The sequence below is a fragment of the Paraburkholderia sp. BGA-UO-ETr-F12 genome, assembly GCF_059567945.1.
Genome location: NZ_JCAQOZ010000012.1, coordinates 26,506 through 46,000, shown reverse-complemented (window position 1 = coordinate 46,000; position 19,495 = coordinate 26,506). Strand labels below are relative to the sequence as shown.

The following is a 19,495-nucleotide window of genomic DNA, read 5'->3' as shown; positions in this document are numbered from 1 at the left end:
GGCTATCCGGCCCGAAAAATCGGTGAAAGGACCGCAATTCTATCGCGACAGAGCTAAATGGCATGAAAAAACGCGGCGCGGTAAGTGAAACCCGCGCCGCGTTCGACAGCGGCCGCGATTCACGAAGAACCGCGCCGCCGCTGAAGCTCTTAAAACGGCAGCTTCGCGTCCGGCTTCTCAGCCATGATCACGCGGCGGAAGTCTTCCTGGATACGCCTGAGCGCTTCATCGCTATCCGCTTCGAAACGCATCACCACCACCGGCGTGGTGTTCGACGAGCGCGCAAGGCCAAAGCCGTCCGGGTACTCGACACGCAGGCCGTCGATCTTCACGACGTCGTCCGCGCCGGTGAACGTGGCGTTTTGCTGCAACCGCGCGATCAGTTCGAAGTTTTCGCCTTCTTCGAGCTTCAACTGCAATTCCGGCGTGGAATTCGAGTTCGGCAGCGAGTTCAGCAGCTTGCTCGGGTCGGCCACCCGCGTGAGGATTTCCAGCAGACGCGCGCCCGTGTACAGGCCGTCGTCAAATCCGTACCAACGGTCCTTGAAGAACACGTGGCCGCTCATTTCGCCGGCCAGCGGCGCGCCGGTTTCGCGCAGCTTCGCCTTGACCAGCGAGTGCCCGGTCTTCCACATCAACGGTTCACCGCCCTTGTCCTTGACCCATTTCGCAAGATTGCGCGTGCACTTCACGTCGTAAATGATCTGCGCACCCTTGTTGCGCGACAGCACTTCTTCAGCGAACAGCATCAGCTGACGGTCCGGGTAAATGATCTGGCCGTCTTTGGTGACAACGCCGAGGCGGTCGCCGTCGCCGTCGAACGCGAAACCGATTTCAGCGTCCGTTTCCTTCAGCGCGCGGATCACGTCCTGCAGGTTCTCGGGGTGAGCCGGGTCCGGGTGATGGTTCGGGAAGTTGCCGTCGATCTCGGTGAACAGTTCGACCAGTTCGCAGCCGAGCTTCTTGAAGAGCTTCGGCGCGAGGCCGCCGGCCACGCCGTTGCCGGTGTCGACCACGATCTTGATCGGGCGGGCGAGCTTGATGTCGCTCGTGATGCGATCCAGATAGGCGTCGGCGATGTCGTACTCGGTGTACGTGCCGCTACCGTCAGAAAAGTTTTCGTCGACGATACGCTGATGCAGCGCGAGGATCTGCTCGCCGTAAATGGCCGCACCGCGCAGAACCATCTTGAAGCCATTGTAGTCGGGCGGATTGTGGCTGCCCGTCACGACGATGCACGAATCGACACGGCGTTCGCCACCGTCGAGTTGCAACGGCACGCTGGCCGCGAAGTAGCCGACCGGCGTCGGCACCATGCCGACGTTGACCACGTCGACACCGGCCGCACGCAGGCCGTCCGACAGCGCCTGAACCAGCTCGGGGCCCGAGAGCCGCCCGTCACGCGCGACCACCACGGCGTCGCCGCCTTGCGCCCGCACTTCGCTGCCGAACGCGCGGCCGATCGAACGCGCTGCATCAGCGTCCAGCGTCTTGCCGATTACGCCGCGAATGTCATACGCCTTGAAAATGGATTTGGAGATCATGTTGGCTCACTTGCGTGCAATGGAAAATTTTGACCGGCACATCGCCGAGGGATCGGTAAAACTACCTGTGAAACCGAACGATGCGCGCTGGCCGGAAGCGATCCGGTTCCAACTTATAATTGCGCCTTTCGGACATGCCCTAATAGACACTCATTCTAATGCTTAGACGCCCTGCTTTTGCAATGTTGCCGCGACTGCCGGCCAGGTTGCCTGTTACATATCGTGCCCTGGCGCACGTTGGGTCTCCGGCACGAGACGGGCAACCGGTGCAATGCGCGCAACCGCATGGGCGAGTGTCCGCCGGATGTTGACGCTCAAGCGCTTCGCCAATCCCGACGTTACGCGCGCCTTTGCCAATATCGTCTGGCTCGGGCTGGAACGGCTCACGCAGATCGGCGTGGCGATCGTGATCAGCGGCATGCTGGCGCGCTACTTCGGGCCGGACACCTTCGGCAAATGGCAGTACGCGAACACGCTGCTGCTGGTGCTTTCGCCGATCACGTGGGTGTGCGGCGCGGAGATTCTGGTTCCCACCATCGTCAACCGGCCGCCAGCGGAACTGGGCACCGTGCTCGGCAGCGCCTTCGCGCTGCGTTTCTCGGTTTCAGTTGCGGCGCTGCTGCTCACGTGGCTCGGCATCGCCCTGCACTTCTTCGACCCGCTGGTGGGCGCCATGCTCGCCGGTCTCGCGGTCACCATGCTGTTTCGCGAGCCGTTCGTCGGCGTGATCAACGCGTGGCTGCAAAGCATGACGTACAGCAAGCCGCAGTTGCTCACCAGCATGAGCACCGCGGTGCTGAAGGCCGGTTTCGTCTATCTGCTGGTGCGTGCGGCGGCCACGCCCGCGCGCTTTGGCTGGCTGTGGGCGGCCGAATCGGCAGTGATCGGCGCGGTTCTGCTGATCTATTACATGCGCCGGCACGGCGGCCAGCTTGGCTGGCGACTCGATCGCTCGCTCTTCAGGCACTTCGCGACCGCGGGCACGGTATTCTGGCTCGGCCTGATCTGTATGTATCTGTTCCTGAAACTGGACAGACTGATGCTCGAACGGGCGATTTCCTTCGCCGACCTCGGGCGCTATTCCGCCGCGCAGCAGTTGAACGAAAACTGGATCACGCTCGCGCTGATGCTCGCGCAGACGATCGCGCCCGCCTTTGTCTACCGCGTGCAGGACGCCGCGCAGTTGCGCCGCAACGTGTGGCGGCTCACGGCCATGACCGCCGCGCTGATGGTGAGCGGTGCGCTCGTGCTGGATCTGCTGGCCGGCTTCATCATCCGCCGCGTGTTCGGACCGGATTTTGAAGGCGCGATAGAGATTTTCCGCTGGGCTGTGTGGCTTTCCGTACCGGCCGGCATCGAAGCGATCGGCAATCTGATCGTGCTGAAATATCAGGCCAAGTTCGTCTTGCTCTCCAAATGGCTACTGGCGCTGGCCGTCGCGTTTGTCGTCAATCTGCTGGCGATTCCGCGGCTGGGCGCTTACGGCGCGCTGGTGGGTCTCGCCGCCGGCTATCTCGCTGCCGCGTCGGTTAATCTTTATTACATTCGTTTCAAATTGCGCCCATGACGAATTCATCCGCCGCCGCGCAGTGTTCCCTCGACGACGTCGCCGTCCTGATGCCCGCGTACAACGGCCAGGCCGACGTCGATCTGACGCTGGCCTCGTTCAGCGAAAGCACGCTGGTCCATGTACTGATCGTCGACGACGGCAGCACGCCGCCGATCGTCGCCCCGGCACTCGCCAACATGAAGATCGACGTGTTGCGCATGCCGCAGAACGGCGGCATCGAACGTGCGCTGCAGACCGGCATCGACGCGCTCGCGCAGCGCGGTTTTCGCTATGCCGCCCGCATCGACGCGGGCGACCGCAGCGTGCCGCAGCGGCTCGCCCGGCAACGCGCGTTCATGGAGTCGCATCCGCAAGTGGCCGGCCTCGGCATGTGGACACAGGTCGTCACGCGTGAAGGCAAACCGCTGTTCATGCTGACGCCGCCCGCCGAGCCGGAGCAGATCCGGCGTCTGCGCTTCTTCCGGTCGTGCCTCGCGCACCCGTCGATGATGTTGCGCATCGACGCGGTCCGTGCGGTCGGCAACTATCGCGCGGCATATCCTAGCGCCGAGGACCTCGACCTGTTCGTACGCCTGATGGAACGCTACGACTGTGCGAATCTGCCGGAACTCGGCCTCTATTACGAATTGAACGAAGGCGGTATTAGCGCCACCAAACGGCGTCGCCAGGTCAGCTCGACGCTGCGGCTGCAACTACGCTACTTCAACGTCGCCAACCCGTACGACTGGCTGGGCCTCGCCAAAAATCTGCTGCACCTGGTAACGCCCTACCGTGCCTTGCAGCAGGTCAAGCGCAGGCTGCTTGCACCGCACGCGAGCCATTGATGTCATTGATGCCCTTGCCGCCATTCATCCCGTCACCCACCGTCGAGCCCGTCCCCGCATGAAGCCTGCCCTGAAATCGACGCCCGCACTGCGCATTACACTGGTCTGTAACACCGCCTGGGCAATCTATACGTATCGGCAAGGGCTGATCCGCATGCTGGTCGGGCGGGGCGTCGACGTTACGGTGCTCGCGCCGCATGACCGCACGTTCAAGCTGCTCACCGCGATGGGCTGCCGCTGCATCGAGCTGCCGGTGGCGTCCAAGGGCACCAGTCCGCGTGAAGACCTGCGCACGCTTTTGGCGTTGTATCGTTTGTATCGAAGCATCCGCCCGCACGTCGTGTTCCACTACACGATCAAACCGAACATTTACGGCTCGATCGCCGCGAAACTGGCGGGCGTGCAGTCGGTGGCGGTGACCACCGGGCTCGGCTACGTGTTCATCCAGCAAAGTCGTGCGGCGCAGGTCGCCAAGAAACTGTACCGTTTCGCGTTCCATTTCCCGCGCGAAATCTGGTTTCTGAACCGCGACGACCAGGCTGCGTTTGTCGAGCAGAATTTGTTGGTGCATCCTGAGCGTGCGCGTCTGCTGCACGGCGAAGGCGTCGATCTCGAACAGTTCGCCTTCACGCCGCTGCCGGAGCGGGCGGAATTCAAGTTCGTGCTGATCGGGCGGCTTCTGTGGGACAAGGGTGTCGGCGAATATGTCGAAGCCGCCCGGCGCCTACGCGAGCGCTATCCCCAAGCCCGCTTCCAGTTGCTCGGGCCGGTCGGCGTCGACAACCCTAGCGCGATCACACGCGAAGAAGTGGCCGCGTGGGAGCAGGAAGGCATCATCGAGTACCTGGGCGAGGCACATGACGTACGGCCCTTTATCGCCAATGCGGACTGCGTCGTCCTGCCGTCCTATCGCGAAGGCGTGCCTCGCACGCTGATGGAAGCCTCCGCGATGGGCCGGCCGATTGTGACCACGGACGTGCCCGGCTGCCGCGAAGTGGTGGCGGACGGCGTCAATGGCTTGCTGTGTGAAGTGCGCAATGCAGAGAGTCTCGCGGCGAAACTGGCGCAAATGCTCGATATGAGCAGTGCCGGGCGCCGCGCAATGGCAGAACGCGGTCGACAGAAAGTCGCGCAAGAGTTCGACGAACGCGTCGTCGTCGAAACATATAAAGACCTGGTGCAAAAAATGACGGGCGTTTTACTTTAACGGAGTAGCAGAATGACCACGAAGGGTACGATTCTGGTAACGGGCGGTGCAGGATTTATCGGCTCGCACACATGTGTCGAACTGCTGAACGGCGGTTACGACGTCGTGGTAATCGACAATCTCGTGAACAGCAACCGCGAATCGCTGCGGCGCGTAGAAAAGATCACCGGCAAGCCCGTGACCTTTTACGAAGCCGACGCCCGCGACGAAGCAGCGCTCAATCGCATTTTCGACGCCCACCCGATCACCGGCGCGATCCACTTTGCCGCGCTCAAGGCGGTGGGCGAATCGGTCGCCAAGCCTGTCGAGTACTACAGCAATAACGTCGGCAGTCTGCTGGCGCTGCTTGGCGTGATGCGCGATCGCAAGGTGAAGCAGTTCGTGTTCAGTTCTTCCGCAACAGTGTACGGCGTGCCGAAAAGTTCGCCGATCGACGAATCGTTTCCGCTGTCGGCCACCAATCCTTATGGGCAGTCGAAGCTGATCGCCGAGCAGGTTTTGCGCGATCTGGAAGTGGCAGATCCTTCCTGGCGAATTGCGACTTTGCGCTATTTCAACCCGGTTGGCGCGCATGAGAGCGGCCTGATTGGAGAAGACCCGGCCGGTATCCCCAATAATCTGATGCCATATGTGGCACAGGTCGCAGTAGGCAAACTGGAAAAGCTGCGTGTATTCGGTGGCGACTACGAGACGCCGGACGGCACCGGCGTGCGCGACTATATTCACGTTGTGGACCTCGCGCGCGGGCATCTGGCCGCACTGGATGCGCTGGTCAGGCGCGACGCCAGCTTCGTCGTGAATCTCGGCACGGGCCAGGGGTATAGCGTGATCGACGTCGTCAAGGCGTTCGAGAAAGCCGCGGGCCGGCCCGTGCCCTACGAGATCGTGGCTCGCCGCCCTGGCGACGTAGCTTCGTGTTTTGCGGACCCCACCGCCGCGCTGGAAGTCATTGGCTGGCGTGCAGAATATGGGATCGAGAGGATGTGCGCGGATCACTGGCGGTGGCAGTCGACCAATCCGCACGGCTTCGCCTGAATGTAGTAAAGGTCGACAGCGCAACGAGTTGCCTCGCAGGGACTCAACCGCTGTCGATCAGCCAGATCTTGCACCGCTTGTGTTCCATGTCGAACAGTCTCCACGAAGTCTGCTGTGCTCATCGGCACAGCTCGCCAATTCCAGAAAGAAAATCGGCTCGATATTGAGCGCTGTCGTTTGACGTAAATCTCCGCAATTAGCGAACTTTCCCGCCTTTATATGTCGATCTCTCTCATTTCGAGTCCGGCCGGATTCTAATCGTCAAGGATCGTCAATTCAGGTTAATTCCGCCACTCGAGCGCTTTGATTCGCTTCCTTTTTGCGGATAGAACCTAATTCATTCCTACCATATTGAGAATGCTTTCTTAATCACTTCGTACGCCTATCTATTTATGCATTTTAAGTGTGCGCCATCACACAGAGTCATTGGCGCCGTGAAGACAAGATCAAACCGCAGGGGTGCATCCATCTAGCCGAATCATTTCATCACGAATACCAGAATCTCGCCCACGGGAACAGACACATGAAAGACATCGTTCATATCACGGAAGCCTTCGGAGGGGGGGTTCTGTCGATGCTAGTCGAGCTTTCCAATCGCGCAGCAGAGGCTGGCGCAAATGTGTCAGTCATTTATTCATTACGGCGGGAAACCCCAAAAGATTTTGCGCGTCTGTTTCATCCAAAGGTCAAGATGACATACGTCTCGATGTGCAGGGAGATCAACGTCAAGAAAGACTGGTCGAGCCTGCGCGCATTGGTTCAGAACCTGCGCGATCGCAATCCCGAAGTCATCCATCTCCATTCGTCGAAAGCAGGCGCGCTCGGGCGCGCGGCGGCCAAAATAGCATCCCCTCACGCCAAAGTACTTTATTCGCCACACGGCCCCGCCTTCCTGCGGCGCGATGTGTCGGCCACCAAGCAATTCGCGTATTTGAGCTTCGAGCGCCTCGCCAACTATATCGGCGGAACGATCGTCGCGTGCTCGCGCAGCGAGTTGCACGAGATCAAGGGCCGCGTTCATGCGCGCGCCGCAATCATGATCGAAAACGGCGTAGACGTTCGTGAGATCCCTGTTCAATGCAAACGAAGCGACGGCCGCGTGGTGATCGGCATGACAGGGCGCGCGTCCTTCCAGAAGAACCACGAGGTATTCATTCAACTGGCGAATGAACTCCGCGATCCGGCCGTCAGCTTTGTCTGGATAGGCGGGAATGCGGAAGACGTGCCCGCGCCCTATCAGGGCGATGCCGTTACATGCAGCGGCTGGGTCACCCGCGAGCGTGCATTGGACCTGATGTCCCAGCTCGACGTCTACGTGCAGACCTCCCGTTGGGAAGGCATGCCTCTCGCGCTGATCGAAGCGCAGGTGGCAGGAATTCCCGCAGTAGTGACCAACGTAGTGGGTAATCGCGACGTCGTCATTCACGGCGTGACCGGCTTTGTCGCGTCAAACACCGAGGAAATGGCCGTCTATCTCGACCTCCTGCGCAACAACTGGTCGCTGCGGCAGCAAATGGGCGCGGCAGCGAGAAAGCGCGCTGTGGAGCGCTTTTCCATGGACGCGATTTTCCGGGAATGGCAACAGCTCTACGGACTCGCCGATGAGCGCCCCGCCACCAAAGAGCCCTTGATCGCCGACATCGCGCTTCCTTATGAAGTCAATCGCTAAGCCTGTCCTCCGGGGAGACAACGGTGTGAAGAATATGGCCTCGACCACCCCGACGTTCATCTACAACGGCCGCTTCGCAACGCAGAAGACGACCGGCGTACAACGTGTGGCGCGCGAACTGATCGCCGCGCTCGGTCACTTGCCCGACAACGGCGAAGTCACCGTCGTTGTGCCGCCACAGCCTGGGCTCCAGTCCGTCGGCAATACGAACACCGTCAAGATCGGATTCGGCAAGGGCGTGTTCTGGGAGCAGCTCGTTCTGCCGTTCTTCGCCGGCCGGCATCGGATTGTCAATCTCAGCAACTCGGCTTCTATCTTTCGCTTCAATCAGGTCATCTACATGCACGACGCGGCGGTGTTCGATACACCGGCCCACTTCTCGTGGCGTTTTCGCGCATGGTACCGGTTGATGTTCTGGATTCTTGCGCGCACTTCAAGTTGCGTCGTCACCAATTCGAACTTCTCGCGGCAGCGTCTCGCTCATCACTGTGGAGTACCCGCAACGCGAATCAGTGTCGTTCCACTTGGCGCGGATCATCTGGATGCAACCGTACCCGATACCAGTGTGCTGCACGAGCATGGCCTGACGTCGAAACGTTTCGTGCTCGCGGTGAGCAGCATGAACCCGACCAAGAACTTCGGACGGATACTGGAGGCCTTTCGTCAACTGGACGACCCGACGATCGATCTGGTGATTGTCGGGATGAAAAACACCAGCGTATTTGGCAATGTTCAGGACGTGCAAGGCGCCGCACCGAACGTCAAAGCAGTCGGCTATATCAGCGACGAGAAGCTGAAAGCGCTTTATCAGCACGCGCACTGTTTCGTCTATCCGTCGATCTATGAGGGATTCGGGATTCCGCCGCTCGAGGCGATGCGCAGCGGCTGCCCGGTTATCGTGGCCCGATCGGCCGCATTGCCGGAAACCTGCGGGGACGCCGCACTCTATTGCGATCCCTACTCGTCAGAAGATATTGCGGAGCAACTACGCACGCTACTGCGCTCGCCCGAGTTGAGGAAAACTTTAATAGAACGGGGTCTGGCGCACGCGGCCGAGTATCGCTGGGGTGCAAGCGCGGAGATGCTCTCTCAGGTCATCGATCGATCCCGGCGCGGGGCGTAACGCGATCGTTGCTCTTGCAACGCTCTATCAGCTTTTCAAATCAGGGGCCACGGTGGTCGGCGTATCCGTAAGCCACATTTCGTCCTAAGGGGAGCTTCAGTGAGGTTAGGCATCTATTGCGATTCGGGCGTCAACGGCGGCCACGAGGAAATGCTCAAACGGCTTATTCATGCCCTTGTGAAGTGCCCGGGCATTGTCAGCCTGCACATTCTCGTGCCGACCGGGAATGAAGCCATGTCCCTGTTTGCCAAAAACATTGCCGGGCGGCACCGTCAGGTCACCGCCATTTCATTGCCGTTTACCTCAGAGCAGATTCACCGCAACCCTCTTGCACTGCTGTCGGCCACATGGCGAACCGCAGCGCTTCTGCGCGGGCTTCATCTGTCGAAACTCGTGATCGCCCAGGGAACAATCGTATCCGCACTCGCCGGCCTGATCGCCGCGCGCTTGACCCGAACAATCGCCGTCAGCTACATCCCGCTGGTGGATGACGAAGCGGGAGCGGGAGCGCCCGCGACGGAGCGTATCAAGTTTCTGGTCAAACGCGTGCTCTACCAGTTGCCGCAGCAGTACATCACGCTCAACGACCATCTACGCGGCAAACTGGTAAAACTGGCGCCGGCAACACCTACCGCGATTCTGGAAAACTGCGTCGACGACAAGTTCAGCAATACCGCACTCACCCGCGACGCGGCGCGCAGCCTGCTTTCTTTGCCGCAAAGCGGAAAGTTTATTTGCACCCATATTGGCCGGATTCACTTTCAGCACAAGCGGCAGAACTTCCTGCTCGCAGCCATTGAGCGCAACCCGGATCGGTTTATCAATTCGCTTGTGCTGATCGTAGGTGACGGCCCGGACGCGGCGAAATTGTTGCAAGCCGTGCAAGCCAGCGAGGTCCTGTCTCGTTGCGTGAGGATCATCGGTCCGCAATCCGACGTGCTGCCTTACATCGTAGCGAGCGATGTAATCGTGTTGCCTTCGGGCTATGAAGGCGTGCCGCTTGTGATGATCGAGGCCATCCTGGCGGGCCGCCCGATCGTGGCCTCACAGGTATCGGCACTAGGCTCGTACCTGCCGGCGGAATTGCTGTTTCCGGTTCACGATCAGGACGCGTTCGTCGAAAGAATCTTTGCCGCGCAGACCTATCCGCTCGCCGAACTGACTGCCTCTTTCCGGCTGCGGTTTTCCCGCGAAGCGTTCGACGCTCAGGCGCAGCGCGTACTATTGCAGCCCGTGCCGCAGCGCTGCTTTACGGACCATCTTAAGCACAATCCCTCGGATCTCGGCACAAAGTAGCGATCGATCGAGCAGGAACGTCACACCGAACACCGCCGCACCGAGTGTGACTTCCGCGATCAGCCTGAGGACGTGCCCCGTCGACGACGCGTCAAGCAATTCCGAGGCGACCAGCACGCTTGCCACCATGGGCAGCGTCATTCTCAGCGGCACAAAACAGGCGTTGAAAAACTCTGCGAGGCTCGGACCGAGCACGCGCTTCAGCATGAAGTGATACATCGGCATGATCGTGATCGCTTCGACCGTGACCAGCGAAATCGCGACGCCAAGCGCACCGCCCAGAGAGGCACCGAGAATGATGGCGGGCAACATCACCGTCGTTTTTATCAGGTTGAACCAGAAGCTCACGCGAATGTTCGCTGTCGCCATCATCAAGGAGGCGACCGGATTGCCGAGGCAACGAAACGCGCCCACGAGGCACAACACCCGCAATACCGGCGTCGCCCAGAGCCATTTTTCGCCGAACATGCACACGACAAAATCCGGCGCCACGACCATCAGCCCGAACACGAGCGGAAAGTTGAACATGGCGATAAAGCCCGTCAGCTTGTAGTAGTTTTGACGAAGCTTTGCCGTATCGTCCTGAATGATCGAGAAGACAGGAAAGAGCACGCGCGTAAAGAACGGATTCAGTCGCGCCGGAAAATTGACCGCGCAGTTGAGCGCCAGGTTGTAGCCGCCAAGTGTCGCCGCCCCGAGTACGCGGCCCGCCACGATGCCGCCGAAATTACCGTTGAGGTAATTCACCATCGAGTCCATGGCCTGGAAGACACCGAAGCTCAGATACGACCTCGTCTCCGACAACCTGAAACGCAAGCCTGGCTTATGCAGTTTGCGCCCGTTCAGATTGAGCAGCGTCACGCGGCAGACCGCGGCAGTCAACGCACCGATAACCGGCGAGTAAGCGCCAAAGCCGCGCAACGCGGCCACCAGCGTCGTGATGAATAACACCATGCTCGACGCTACCTCGATCTTCGAGAGCATGTCGAACATGAGCTCGCGCGCCATGAGCGATTGATACAGCAAACCATGAGGTGAGACGAAAAACATCAGCGCGGCAAGGGCAACCAGCGTCTTCAGTTCGGGCTCGGAGAAAAACCAGGCCGCCACGCCGCTGCCGGCCAGCAGAAGTCCGCCAAGCACCGCACCGAACATTACATTGAGCCAGTACAGCGATGTCAGCTCATTCGCCGCCACATTCTTACGCTGCACAATCGCTGTACTCAACCCCATATCGAGGAACATATCGGCCAGCGTCGTCACCAATGAAACCATACTCGCCAAACCCAGCTCGCCCGGTTTCAGCAGGTGCGCGAGTATTGCCACCTGCAGAAACTGGACGCTGACGATCGAGATCATTGATGCTGCCGACCACTTCGCTCCCGAAATCGCCTTCTCACGTAATGACATTGTTTTCCTTGCTGTCCGGGATACGCTTAATAGCGCCGGGCGCCGTTTAGCGCATAGTCATCACGTTCGCCGTATCGCGACGGAAGAAAGCCGTTGAAAATATGGCCGCCCACTTTTGCACCGACGTTGGCTAGCCGCTGGAGTGCTTCTTCGACCTGGCGGGAACCGGTGTAGTCGGCACGCGACACGAGCAGCACCAGGTCGCAACCCTGAGCGGCGATCGACACGGCGTCGCTCACCGGCAGAACGGGAGGCGAGTCGATGACCACGTAATCGTAGCGCTCACGAAGCGTGGTCAGCATATCCCGGAACGCCGGACTGCTGAGAAGCTCCGCAGGGTTCGCAGGATACGGATTACCGGCGCCCAGAATGGACAGATGGCTGCCTTCATTGCGCACAATCGCATCCTCGAGCTGCGCAGTTCCCTTGAGCACCTCGGCCAGTCCGGGCCTGTCTTCTTCCTCCCAGAGATGGCTCAATTTGCCTTGCCGCATATCGCCGTCTATCAGCAGAACGGATGCCGCAGTCTGCGAAAGCAGGTACGCGAAGTTAGACGAGACAAAGCTCTTGCCTACGCCTTGAGTAGGTCCGGTAAACAGCACCACCTTGTTCGTCGATCCGTCGCCATTCCCAGCCAGCAAGGTTCTCACGCTGCTCGGCAATGCGCGCAACGCTTCGACACTCGGATCTCCGGGACTGCTCACCGCCAGCAACTTGACCGGCTCGGCGCGACGGCTTCGCGAATCGATATCGCCACGAATCTGGGCTCTCGAGCGCGCCACGACGGCGAGACGCGGCAAGTCGGAGATCGTGTTAATTTCCTGCGGCGTACGGAGTTCCTTACGGTTGAGCGACACGAGATGCACGGCGAGCGTGCCGCCAAACAATCCGGCCAGGATCGAACCGAGCAGAATGATCGTCTTGCGCGGCCAGGACGGCTTTTCCGACGCAATGGCCCAATCCATGACGCTCACACCGGATGCGGTACTCGCGGCCGCCACTTCCAATTGGTTCACGTTGGCGAGCACACCAATGTAAAGCTGCTTCTTGATGCCGGCGTCGCTGGAAAGCCGCACATATTCACGCTGCGTGGCGGGCATATTCTTCGTTGCTTCCGTATTCTGCGCGATGTCGTGGTTCACCTGATCCAATTGCTGGACCAGCCCTCGAATCACGGGGCTATCCGGACCGAATGTCTGCCGCTTGTCGTCATACTCGAGCCGCAAAGCCCGCTGTCTCTCGGCAAGCGAAGTCATGCTCGTGATAAGCGCCGAGCCCTGCTGCTCCATATCGATCGCCTGATGCTGGGTGCGGAAGTCGCTAAAGCGGTCTTCCGCCTCATGCATATCCGCCTGCAATTGAGGCAGGCGCGCCCGCAGTGTTTCCAGTTTCATGCGTGCCTGAGCCGCGCGGTCGTCGATATTGCGTTTGATAAACGCCTGCACGATTGCGTTGACCATCGACTGGGCGGCAAGCGGAGAGCTGGTTTGATAGCTCAATCTCAGCATCGACGAGTCCCGTACCGACGAGTTCTGGCTCGATACGGTAGTCTTCATCTGACTGGTGATGTTCTCGTAGGCTGTTTGCGTGGACACCCTGGAAAGGGTAAATTCCACGCCCGGTCGTGCGCGCAGAACGTCGATTTTTATTTTCCCGGGCCCACTTCCTTCGTCTGTCGTGACCTGGAACGGCACTGTCTCCCCAACATGGCCTTGCGCCAGCTGATGACTGTCCTTGTCATACAAAGTCCAACTGCCTCCCTCACCCGTCACCACCCGAAACTTGTCGCCGAAGGCCGCGCCCGGTATCTCGAAGATGGCGGGTTTCAATTGCTCGCCGCCCCATGCATAGCCGCTCAATCCGAGGAACGGACGCTGCAGTTCGGTGGCGGCCGCGTGACGGGATGCGAGGAAGCGCCCAATCAGCGGAAAGTGACTATCAGTCTGCACGTTTATATCGGCACCAGTTTGCGCGATGGCTTCGTCGACGATGGTGCGCGACGTGAGAACATCGGTCTCGTCGTCGGCGGACTGGTCTGCCGACGTCGTTCCGGACACATCGGAGAGCGCGCTGACCGACGCACCGGGTTTAATTTGAACGCGCAGCAATGCATCAGCCCGGTATTGCGGCGTGGCAAGCAAAATATAGATGCCGCCGGCAAGGCAACACGCGCCGAGAATGGCGGCGAACAGTAACTTGTGCCGGGCGATATTCCGCCACAGGCCAGTTAGCCCGTCGTTCTGGGCAGGAAAAACACCCACTGCCGATTGTCCGTAGAATGAACTCATTTCATTTCCCGCGATAAAAGACGAAGGTGAACCCGTTAACACACCAGCTTCCAGCGTTCGAATAGGCCTGTCTGGAACTGCCGAGAAACTCTCTGCCACATCGCACGGTGGCGTTGCCGCTTAAACAGTGACGAAGATCGGACCACGCGTTTCGGGGACTGCAAGCACGCCATTCGCAGGCGCTTTTAACACTCGTCCATACATGTCGGTGATCGTCGCACGCTCAGGCAAATGCGAAGCGTCCAAGTTAAGTACATTTCGGTCGCCATAGGCCCACACGACATATTTGCTTGCGCCCGTAGTGGTCGCTAACTTCAGGACGACATATTTTCCGCTCTCGTCGATAAAGTACTTTGCACTGGCAATGTTTGCCGTAAATGAAAACAGATACTTCGATGCGTTATAGGCCGGCAGCTTGTTATTGTTTGCATCCAGCAAGCCGAAATTGTGTTCGCGATTCATCGGATCTTTGCCGTCATCGCGCATGTCGTAATAGGCCGTGAGTCCCACACCCGCGATCCAGTCAACCAGAAATCGCCGAACGGTATATTTGGCCTGTAGCGCAAGCGCCCTGGGCGAATGGCCGTCGTCAATTTTGGCGACATACACATAGCCATAACTCGGGTAAGACCATTCCGTCGTCCAGATTGCGGGTGAGTTCTTGTAGCCCGCCAGATCCTTACGCAATGTCCGGTAATCCGAAAATACCGTCTCCGGATACTGCTGACGGTACGCATGCACACTGACTGCATCCGGTCCGCGCAGCGTTGTGCTCGAAATGTCACCGACCGACTGCACGAATCCCAGATCCATTTCCTGCACGCCGCCCGTGGCAATCATTGCCTTGGGGTTGGCCGCCCGAGCCGCCTTCACCGCCGTTATCAGCAAATTGCGGTATGCCGACGGCGACGGCGGGGCGAGCCAGTACACCGCATCGTTCTCTTCGTTCCACACTTCGAATTTGACGTCGGCACCGCTGTACCGACGTACCGACTCGGAAACATAGCTGTAGAACGCTTTCAGCTGATTCGTCGTAGTTGGCGGCTGGTCCGGACTGAACACATAGTGCTTGTAGCCGAGGATAAAGAGCGCGCCGAGTTTTCGCTGCGCGAGATTGGCGACGAGCGCGTCGAATTTCTCGAAGTGCCAGCCGTCAGGCGCCTGCACGGCCTCCCAGAACAAATCCGTGCGGATGAACGAGAAGCCCACATCTTTAACCGCATCCAGCAGGCGCGTATCCTCGATGTCGTGGATCGCCACACCGGTGTTAGCCCGCGATGCCGCGAATGACGGCAGATCGACGTACGATCTCTCGTTCGTTTGCGCCGGGTCATCCAGAACAACGAGCGGCGGCGCCTGTACGGCAAAGGCGCGAATAGCCAGTGCACCCGCGAGCGCAAGGACGAGACCCACGCACCCTACGACTGCAATGCCAATCCGACCGAAACGCCTGCTTCGTTGCGCCTTCATCTACTGCCCCCAAGCCGGCGTAGCGGGAATTCCACGTGCCGTCGTTATTTGTCCTGCTACGACTGCTCCGTCATAGCGTCGACTTTCTGTCCCGCAAGCTCATCATCACGCGGGGATTCAAACGGAAGCGTTGCTCCTGCGTGTTCAGCCAGAGCGATTTCGCCGCGACGCCGAAGAACAGCAGGCAACCCAGCGATTCAAAAATGTCCGTGGTGATGCCGCTGATCAACAGAAACAGCAACATCGTCCATGCAAGCCTATCTTTGGATTCACTAAAGAACAGTAGTCTTGCCAACAGAACGATGAAGATAAGCATGCCGAATACGCCGAAGTTCGCGATTGCATAGAGCGCGGCGTTGTCGGCATAGCCAATATTGAAGCCGAAGTTCTGGTGATAGTAGGTCGTCGCCGCGCCAAAACCGCCGGGACCGATTCCGAACCAGATGAGATTCTCCCGGAGCATGCCCTGCAGCAGCAGCGGCCACGTGTTCTCGAATCGGTCCTGAAACGAAGCGAGCGCGCCGCCCCCAATGATCGAATGATTGATTGCCGCCGTGATGGCAAACGACGCAAGCGGCAGCAGGAGCACAGACGCCGCAGCCCAGGCGGCCGCTTTTCTGATCGTGTCGAGCTTTCCGAATCGCTCGATGCACAACACGACCGCCAGCGCAACGAGCGATGTCTTATTGGTCGTGGCCCAGATGGAGAGCCCCGCCACTGCAAGCATCAGCGTCGCGAATGCGAGTGACCGGAACCTCGGTATCAGCCACGTCGAGAGCAGGCCAATCATGAGTCCGGTGGCGGCGCTGTCGCGCCCGAAGCCCGGTAAGCGCGGTATTTCTCCGACGAAGTTCGAGTTCGTAACGTGCACAGCGGTCCCGTCCACCATCGTGCTTGCCCCGACCCAGGGCAAAGGCGTGAAGTAACCGAAATAATTCACCAGCACGCCTAACATGCAAATCGCCGCGACGATCACGAAGGCCGCCCGGGCTAGCGGACGGCCGAGTATCTCGATCGCTTCAGGCGGTGCCAGAATCGCGAAGAACATGGGCAATACGGTCCACCCCCAGAAGGCCACTGCGCTTGCACTGATGCCGTTGAAAAGCGACACGCACGCCTGCATGGCGAGGTACAGGAAAACGAGCAGGTGGCTCACCTTGGGGCGATACGAAAGGAACAGCACAACGCACGCGGCCATCATCAGCTTGGGCAGATAGATGGCCTGTGGCGCCCCCGCGAGCGAGGTGTAGTAGCGGATCGCGCCGGACATGACATCGCTTAAGACGCCGATGAAAAAGGTGAATACCCAAAGTGCGCCCATCACGCGTTCCCCGCATCTATCGGCATTGGGTGTTCGCTATGCCCGAGTGCCGACGCGTCGTGAACGGCGGCATTCGTGAACCTTCGGATCACGTTGTGAGTAATCTGCGAAACGATCGCGTGACTGGTCGCGCCGCTGTCGCCCAGAACGCGCGGCCAGTCGGTCGTACCGCCATTGAAAACCCATCCCTGATTGAGCCCGTCACCCAGCTCCGGCCTGAACATGCCCATCGCGCCGACGCCGCCTATTTCCCACCCCACCAGCCGCGACGTATCGGCAAGCGTAACGAATCCGTTCGGAGCGGGCGGTACGCCGTCGACTTCGTAGCCGACCAGATGGTCTTCGGCACCGAACGTCTGCCCATTCTTTAGGCCTGTCCCATCGAATGCCCAATGATCGGCGTGCTGCACGGTAAAGCCCACCGGTTCGCGGCCGGTTCTCACCCATTTCCGCCTGAACCGGCTCCAGATACCGTACGATCCGCCACCATAGCCGTAACTCAAGCCGATCAGATTGCTCTCGTTGAAATCCGGCCATTGGTCGGCGAGCCGGTTCATTTCCTTGATGTTCTGCAGGTCCCCACTCGTGCCGAAATCAATCGGCCGATAACAGGTGTTACCGCTGAACACGGCCAGATTGCCGCCGCCGGCTATGAAGCGCGAGACGTGGTCGCGCATCTCCTGGGTCCAGTATTCATGGTGACCGACGCTCAGCATGCAGCGATACTTGCTGAGATCGAGGTCCGTCCCACGATGCAGATCCACGTCGGTATAAAAATCGCACGCAAGCTGTTGTGTGTACAACCAGCGGATGAACTTGGCATCCCAGTGAGTGAAGTGCTGCCTGGGCGAGCGCCTATCGTATGGATCTTCGGCATGACCGATCTGAATACCGAGTCCGCCGCCTGGTCGAAGAAGACTCACCTTCAACGCCGGGCGCGTGCGGTAAATGGGATCCCCATAAAAACAGCCGCCTCCCATCGAGTTGTAAGCGTGATAGGTGGCGATCGGCACTATGTACGCGATGGATGCTGCCGGCGAACGCGGCCGGATCACGACCAGCGCCATGCTGTCGCTATCCGGCGGCCCGGCGAAGACCGGCAGACGCGCGGCACAACGACGCCCCAGATCCGTCAGCGGCTCGCCGTTCTTGTCGACTTCGTAAGCAATCGCCGCATAAGCTCCGCTTTCCAGCGCGTGAGTCTGCGGCTTGACTGTGATCGTCGGCCATTGCCAGTCGCTGTCGAATCGAACCGGTTTGCGCTCGCGCGACGATTCGAATACGTAGTTGCCGTTGATGAGTTTCGCCGTCACGTCCCGCGTCGTCACCGCCGTCACGCCGCACACGCTGATCAACGACTCCTCGCCCCGTTGCTGATAGATCGCAATGGAGAACCGGCTGCGCGGCTGCACAGCCAGGTCCAGATTGTCTGTGGCAGTAAACGAAGTTTGAAGTGGGTAGAGTTGCATGCCTCGCGCGCCTCGAAAAGTCACTTATCGGTCGCTGGCTCAGGGACGATCGTCCAGACGACTTGAATCGACACGGCTCGGCGCTGCTACGGCTGGCCGCAACTCCATGCCCAGCGTGCGCTTGATCAACCCCTTCATCTGAAACACGCGACGGTTGACCGATATCTGCGTACGAAAGCGCAACTCGGGTAACTGCTCCTTATGTTTCACCGCGAAGCTTCGGTACTTCGCGGCGGTCTCCTCCACCAGCTTCATGGCCTGGGGAAGCACGGACGCATCGACGCGAGAAGCGAGAAAACACTGATTGGCGAAGAACTTTCTGAACAGTGCGAGCCAGTAGACCCGCTCATCTTCCGCCTCGCTTTTCTTAAGTGCATCCTCGGCAAAGAGCGCCACGCATTCCACTGAAAATAGCGTGGTGGTTTGCGTAATGCTGCCCGCGCGCCGGCGATAGTAATAGAGGCGATCGCGAATGCCGTACAACGTCTGGGCGCGCTTGTACACCAACGGAATAGCAAAAGCGTCTTCGTACACGCGACCGACGGGGAATTCGATACCGTCCCACAGCTCGCGGCGATACACGCGCGAGCCGGAATGAACCTGACATATGCGCGCAAATTCGAGCAGGGTCGTCATGCTGTTGGTACGCAGCCCGGTCGATGCGCCGTCCACCATCGTTAGTGCGCCCACTACGCGCCCGCTGGAATTCACCATCCCGACATTGAATTCGATGATGTCCGCGGTGTCCGCATCGAGCAGCGGCATGATGATGTCCGAAAAATTCGGCGCCCATTCATCGTCAGAATCGAGAAAACCGATGTAGCGGGAGGTTGCACGCGCTATCGCGGTGTTACGGGCAGCGCTGACGCCGCGGTTCTCCTGATGAATCACCGTGATGCTGTGTCCCCTCGCTTCTTCCTTGACCTGAAGAATTTCCTTCAACGTGCCATCGGTCGAGCCATCGTCGACTACGATGAACTCGATCTCTTCCGATCGTGGTTGAGCGATCGCCGATCTGAGCGCTACGCCAATGTAGTGCTCGACGTTGAAGGCCGGGATTACCACGGACAAAATCGTCTCGCCGCTGCGTCTATCCACTGATTTCATAGGATGGGTGAGCCTTAAAAATCGTCGTCGATTCGTTTTATGCGGACCACGCGAATATTTCGGTACGCCCCCTGTACGACTGCATATTGCGGTGCGGCGACGAGATCGTAAGTTCGGAAGCACACAGTGCAGGCACATACCGTCGGGCGGAATCGACCGGAA

14 protein-coding genes are annotated in these 19,495 nt (G+C 59.5%); 7 read left to right on the top strand and 7 right to left on the bottom strand.

Features of this window, described 5'->3' with window-relative positions:
* Nucleotides 1–149: 149 nt before the first annotated feature.
* A complete protein-coding gene (locus AC57B6_RS03795) occupies nucleotides 150–1,544 on the bottom strand; it encodes a phosphomannomutase/phosphoglucomutase (protein ID WP_028199821.1) in 1,395 nt (464 codons plus the stop codon).
* A gap of 304 nt (nucleotides 1,545–1,848) precedes the next feature.
* On the opposite strand from AC57B6_RS03795, the gene AC57B6_RS03790 reads away from it, so the two are divergent.
* From AC57B6_RS03790 to AC57B6_RS03760, 7 genes are all read left to right on the top strand, one after another.
* On the top strand, nucleotides 1,849–3,111 hold the full coding sequence (locus tag AC57B6_RS03790; RefSeq protein ID WP_216750288.1) for an oligosaccharide flippase family protein: 1,263 nt from the start codon (nucleotides 1,849–1,851) through the stop codon (nucleotides 3,109–3,111).
* Nucleotides 3,108–3,938 (top strand): glycosyltransferase, encoded by an 831-nt coding sequence (locus AC57B6_RS03785; RefSeq protein WP_046566545.1) that lies wholly within the window; start codon nucleotides 3,108–3,110, stop codon nucleotides 3,936–3,938. Before AC57B6_RS03790 ends, AC57B6_RS03785 begins: the two co-directional genes overlap by 4 nt.
* 58 nt (nucleotides 3,939–3,996) lie before the next feature.
* Entirely contained in the window at nucleotides 3,997–5,145 is a 1,149-nt protein-coding gene (locus AC57B6_RS03780) for a glycosyltransferase family 4 protein (protein ID WP_496420722.1), read from the top strand.
* Nucleotides 5,146–5,157: 12 nt separating this feature from the next.
* Nucleotides 5,158–6,180 carry a UDP-glucose 4-epimerase GalE gene (gene galE / locus AC57B6_RS03775; RefSeq protein WP_144192901.1) on the top strand — a complete coding sequence of 341 codons (1,023 nt, stop codon included), beginning with the start codon at nucleotides 5,158–5,160 and terminating at the stop codon, nucleotides 6,178–6,180.
* A 523-nt stretch (nucleotides 6,181–6,703) separates the two neighbouring features.
* A complete protein-coding gene (locus AC57B6_RS03770) occupies nucleotides 6,704–7,849 on the top strand; it encodes a glycosyltransferase (RefSeq protein ID WP_028199826.1) in 1,146 nt (381 codons plus the stop codon).
* A 34-nt stretch (nucleotides 7,850–7,883) separates the two neighbouring features.
* Complete coding sequence (locus AC57B6_RS03765; protein WP_496420721.1) at nucleotides 7,884–8,972, top strand: glycosyltransferase family 4 protein; 1,089 nt, start codon at nucleotides 7,884–7,886, stop codon at nucleotides 8,970–8,972.
* A gap of 99 nt (nucleotides 8,973–9,071) precedes the next feature.
* Nucleotides 9,072–10,268, top strand: coding sequence for a glycosyltransferase (locus AC57B6_RS03760; RefSeq protein WP_106356689.1), 1,197 nt, complete (start codon nucleotides 9,072–9,074; stop codon nucleotides 10,266–10,268).
* On the opposite strand, the gene AC57B6_RS03755 is transcribed toward AC57B6_RS03760, so the two are convergent.
* The 6 genes from AC57B6_RS03755 to AC57B6_RS03730 all read right to left on the bottom strand — a co-directional run bounded on the left by AC57B6_RS03755 (nucleotide 10,194) and on the right by AC57B6_RS03730 (nucleotide 19,333).
* Nucleotides 10,194–11,678, bottom strand: a complete 1,485-nt coding sequence (locus AC57B6_RS03755) for an MOP flippase family protein (RefSeq protein WP_028199828.1) — start codon at nucleotides 11,676–11,678, stop codon at nucleotides 10,194–10,196. The genes AC57B6_RS03760 and AC57B6_RS03755 overlap by 75 nt on opposite strands.
* Before the next feature lie 26 nt (nucleotides 11,679–11,704).
* Nucleotides 11,705–14,065, bottom strand: a complete 2,361-nt coding sequence (locus AC57B6_RS03750; RefSeq protein WP_496420720.1) for a polysaccharide biosynthesis tyrosine autokinase — start codon at nucleotides 14,063–14,065, stop codon at nucleotides 11,705–11,707.
* A gap of 21 nt (nucleotides 14,066–14,086) precedes the next feature.
* Nucleotides 14,087–15,436: a cellulase family glycosylhydrolase gene (locus AC57B6_RS03745; protein ID WP_178368902.1), complete on the bottom strand. Its 1,350-nt coding sequence runs from the start codon at nucleotides 15,434–15,436 to the stop codon at nucleotides 14,087–14,089.
* A gap of 70 nt (nucleotides 15,437–15,506) precedes the next feature.
* On the bottom strand, nucleotides 15,507–16,757 hold the full coding sequence (locus AC57B6_RS03740; protein ID WP_042276841.1) for an O-antigen ligase family protein: 1,251 nt from the start codon (nucleotides 16,755–16,757) through the stop codon (nucleotides 15,507–15,509).
* Entirely contained in the window at nucleotides 16,757–18,226 is a 1,470-nt protein-coding gene (locus AC57B6_RS03735; protein WP_496420719.1) for a N,N-dimethylformamidase beta subunit family domain-containing protein, read from the bottom strand. The genes AC57B6_RS03740 and AC57B6_RS03735 overlap by 1 nt, the downstream gene beginning before the upstream one ends.
* A 39-nt stretch (nucleotides 18,227–18,265) precedes the next feature.
* Nucleotides 18,266–19,333, bottom strand: a complete 1,068-nt coding sequence (locus tag AC57B6_RS03730; protein ID WP_496420718.1) for a glycosyltransferase family 2 protein — start codon at nucleotides 19,331–19,333, stop codon at nucleotides 18,266–18,268.
* Between the last annotated feature and the right edge of the window lie 162 nt (nucleotides 19,334–19,495).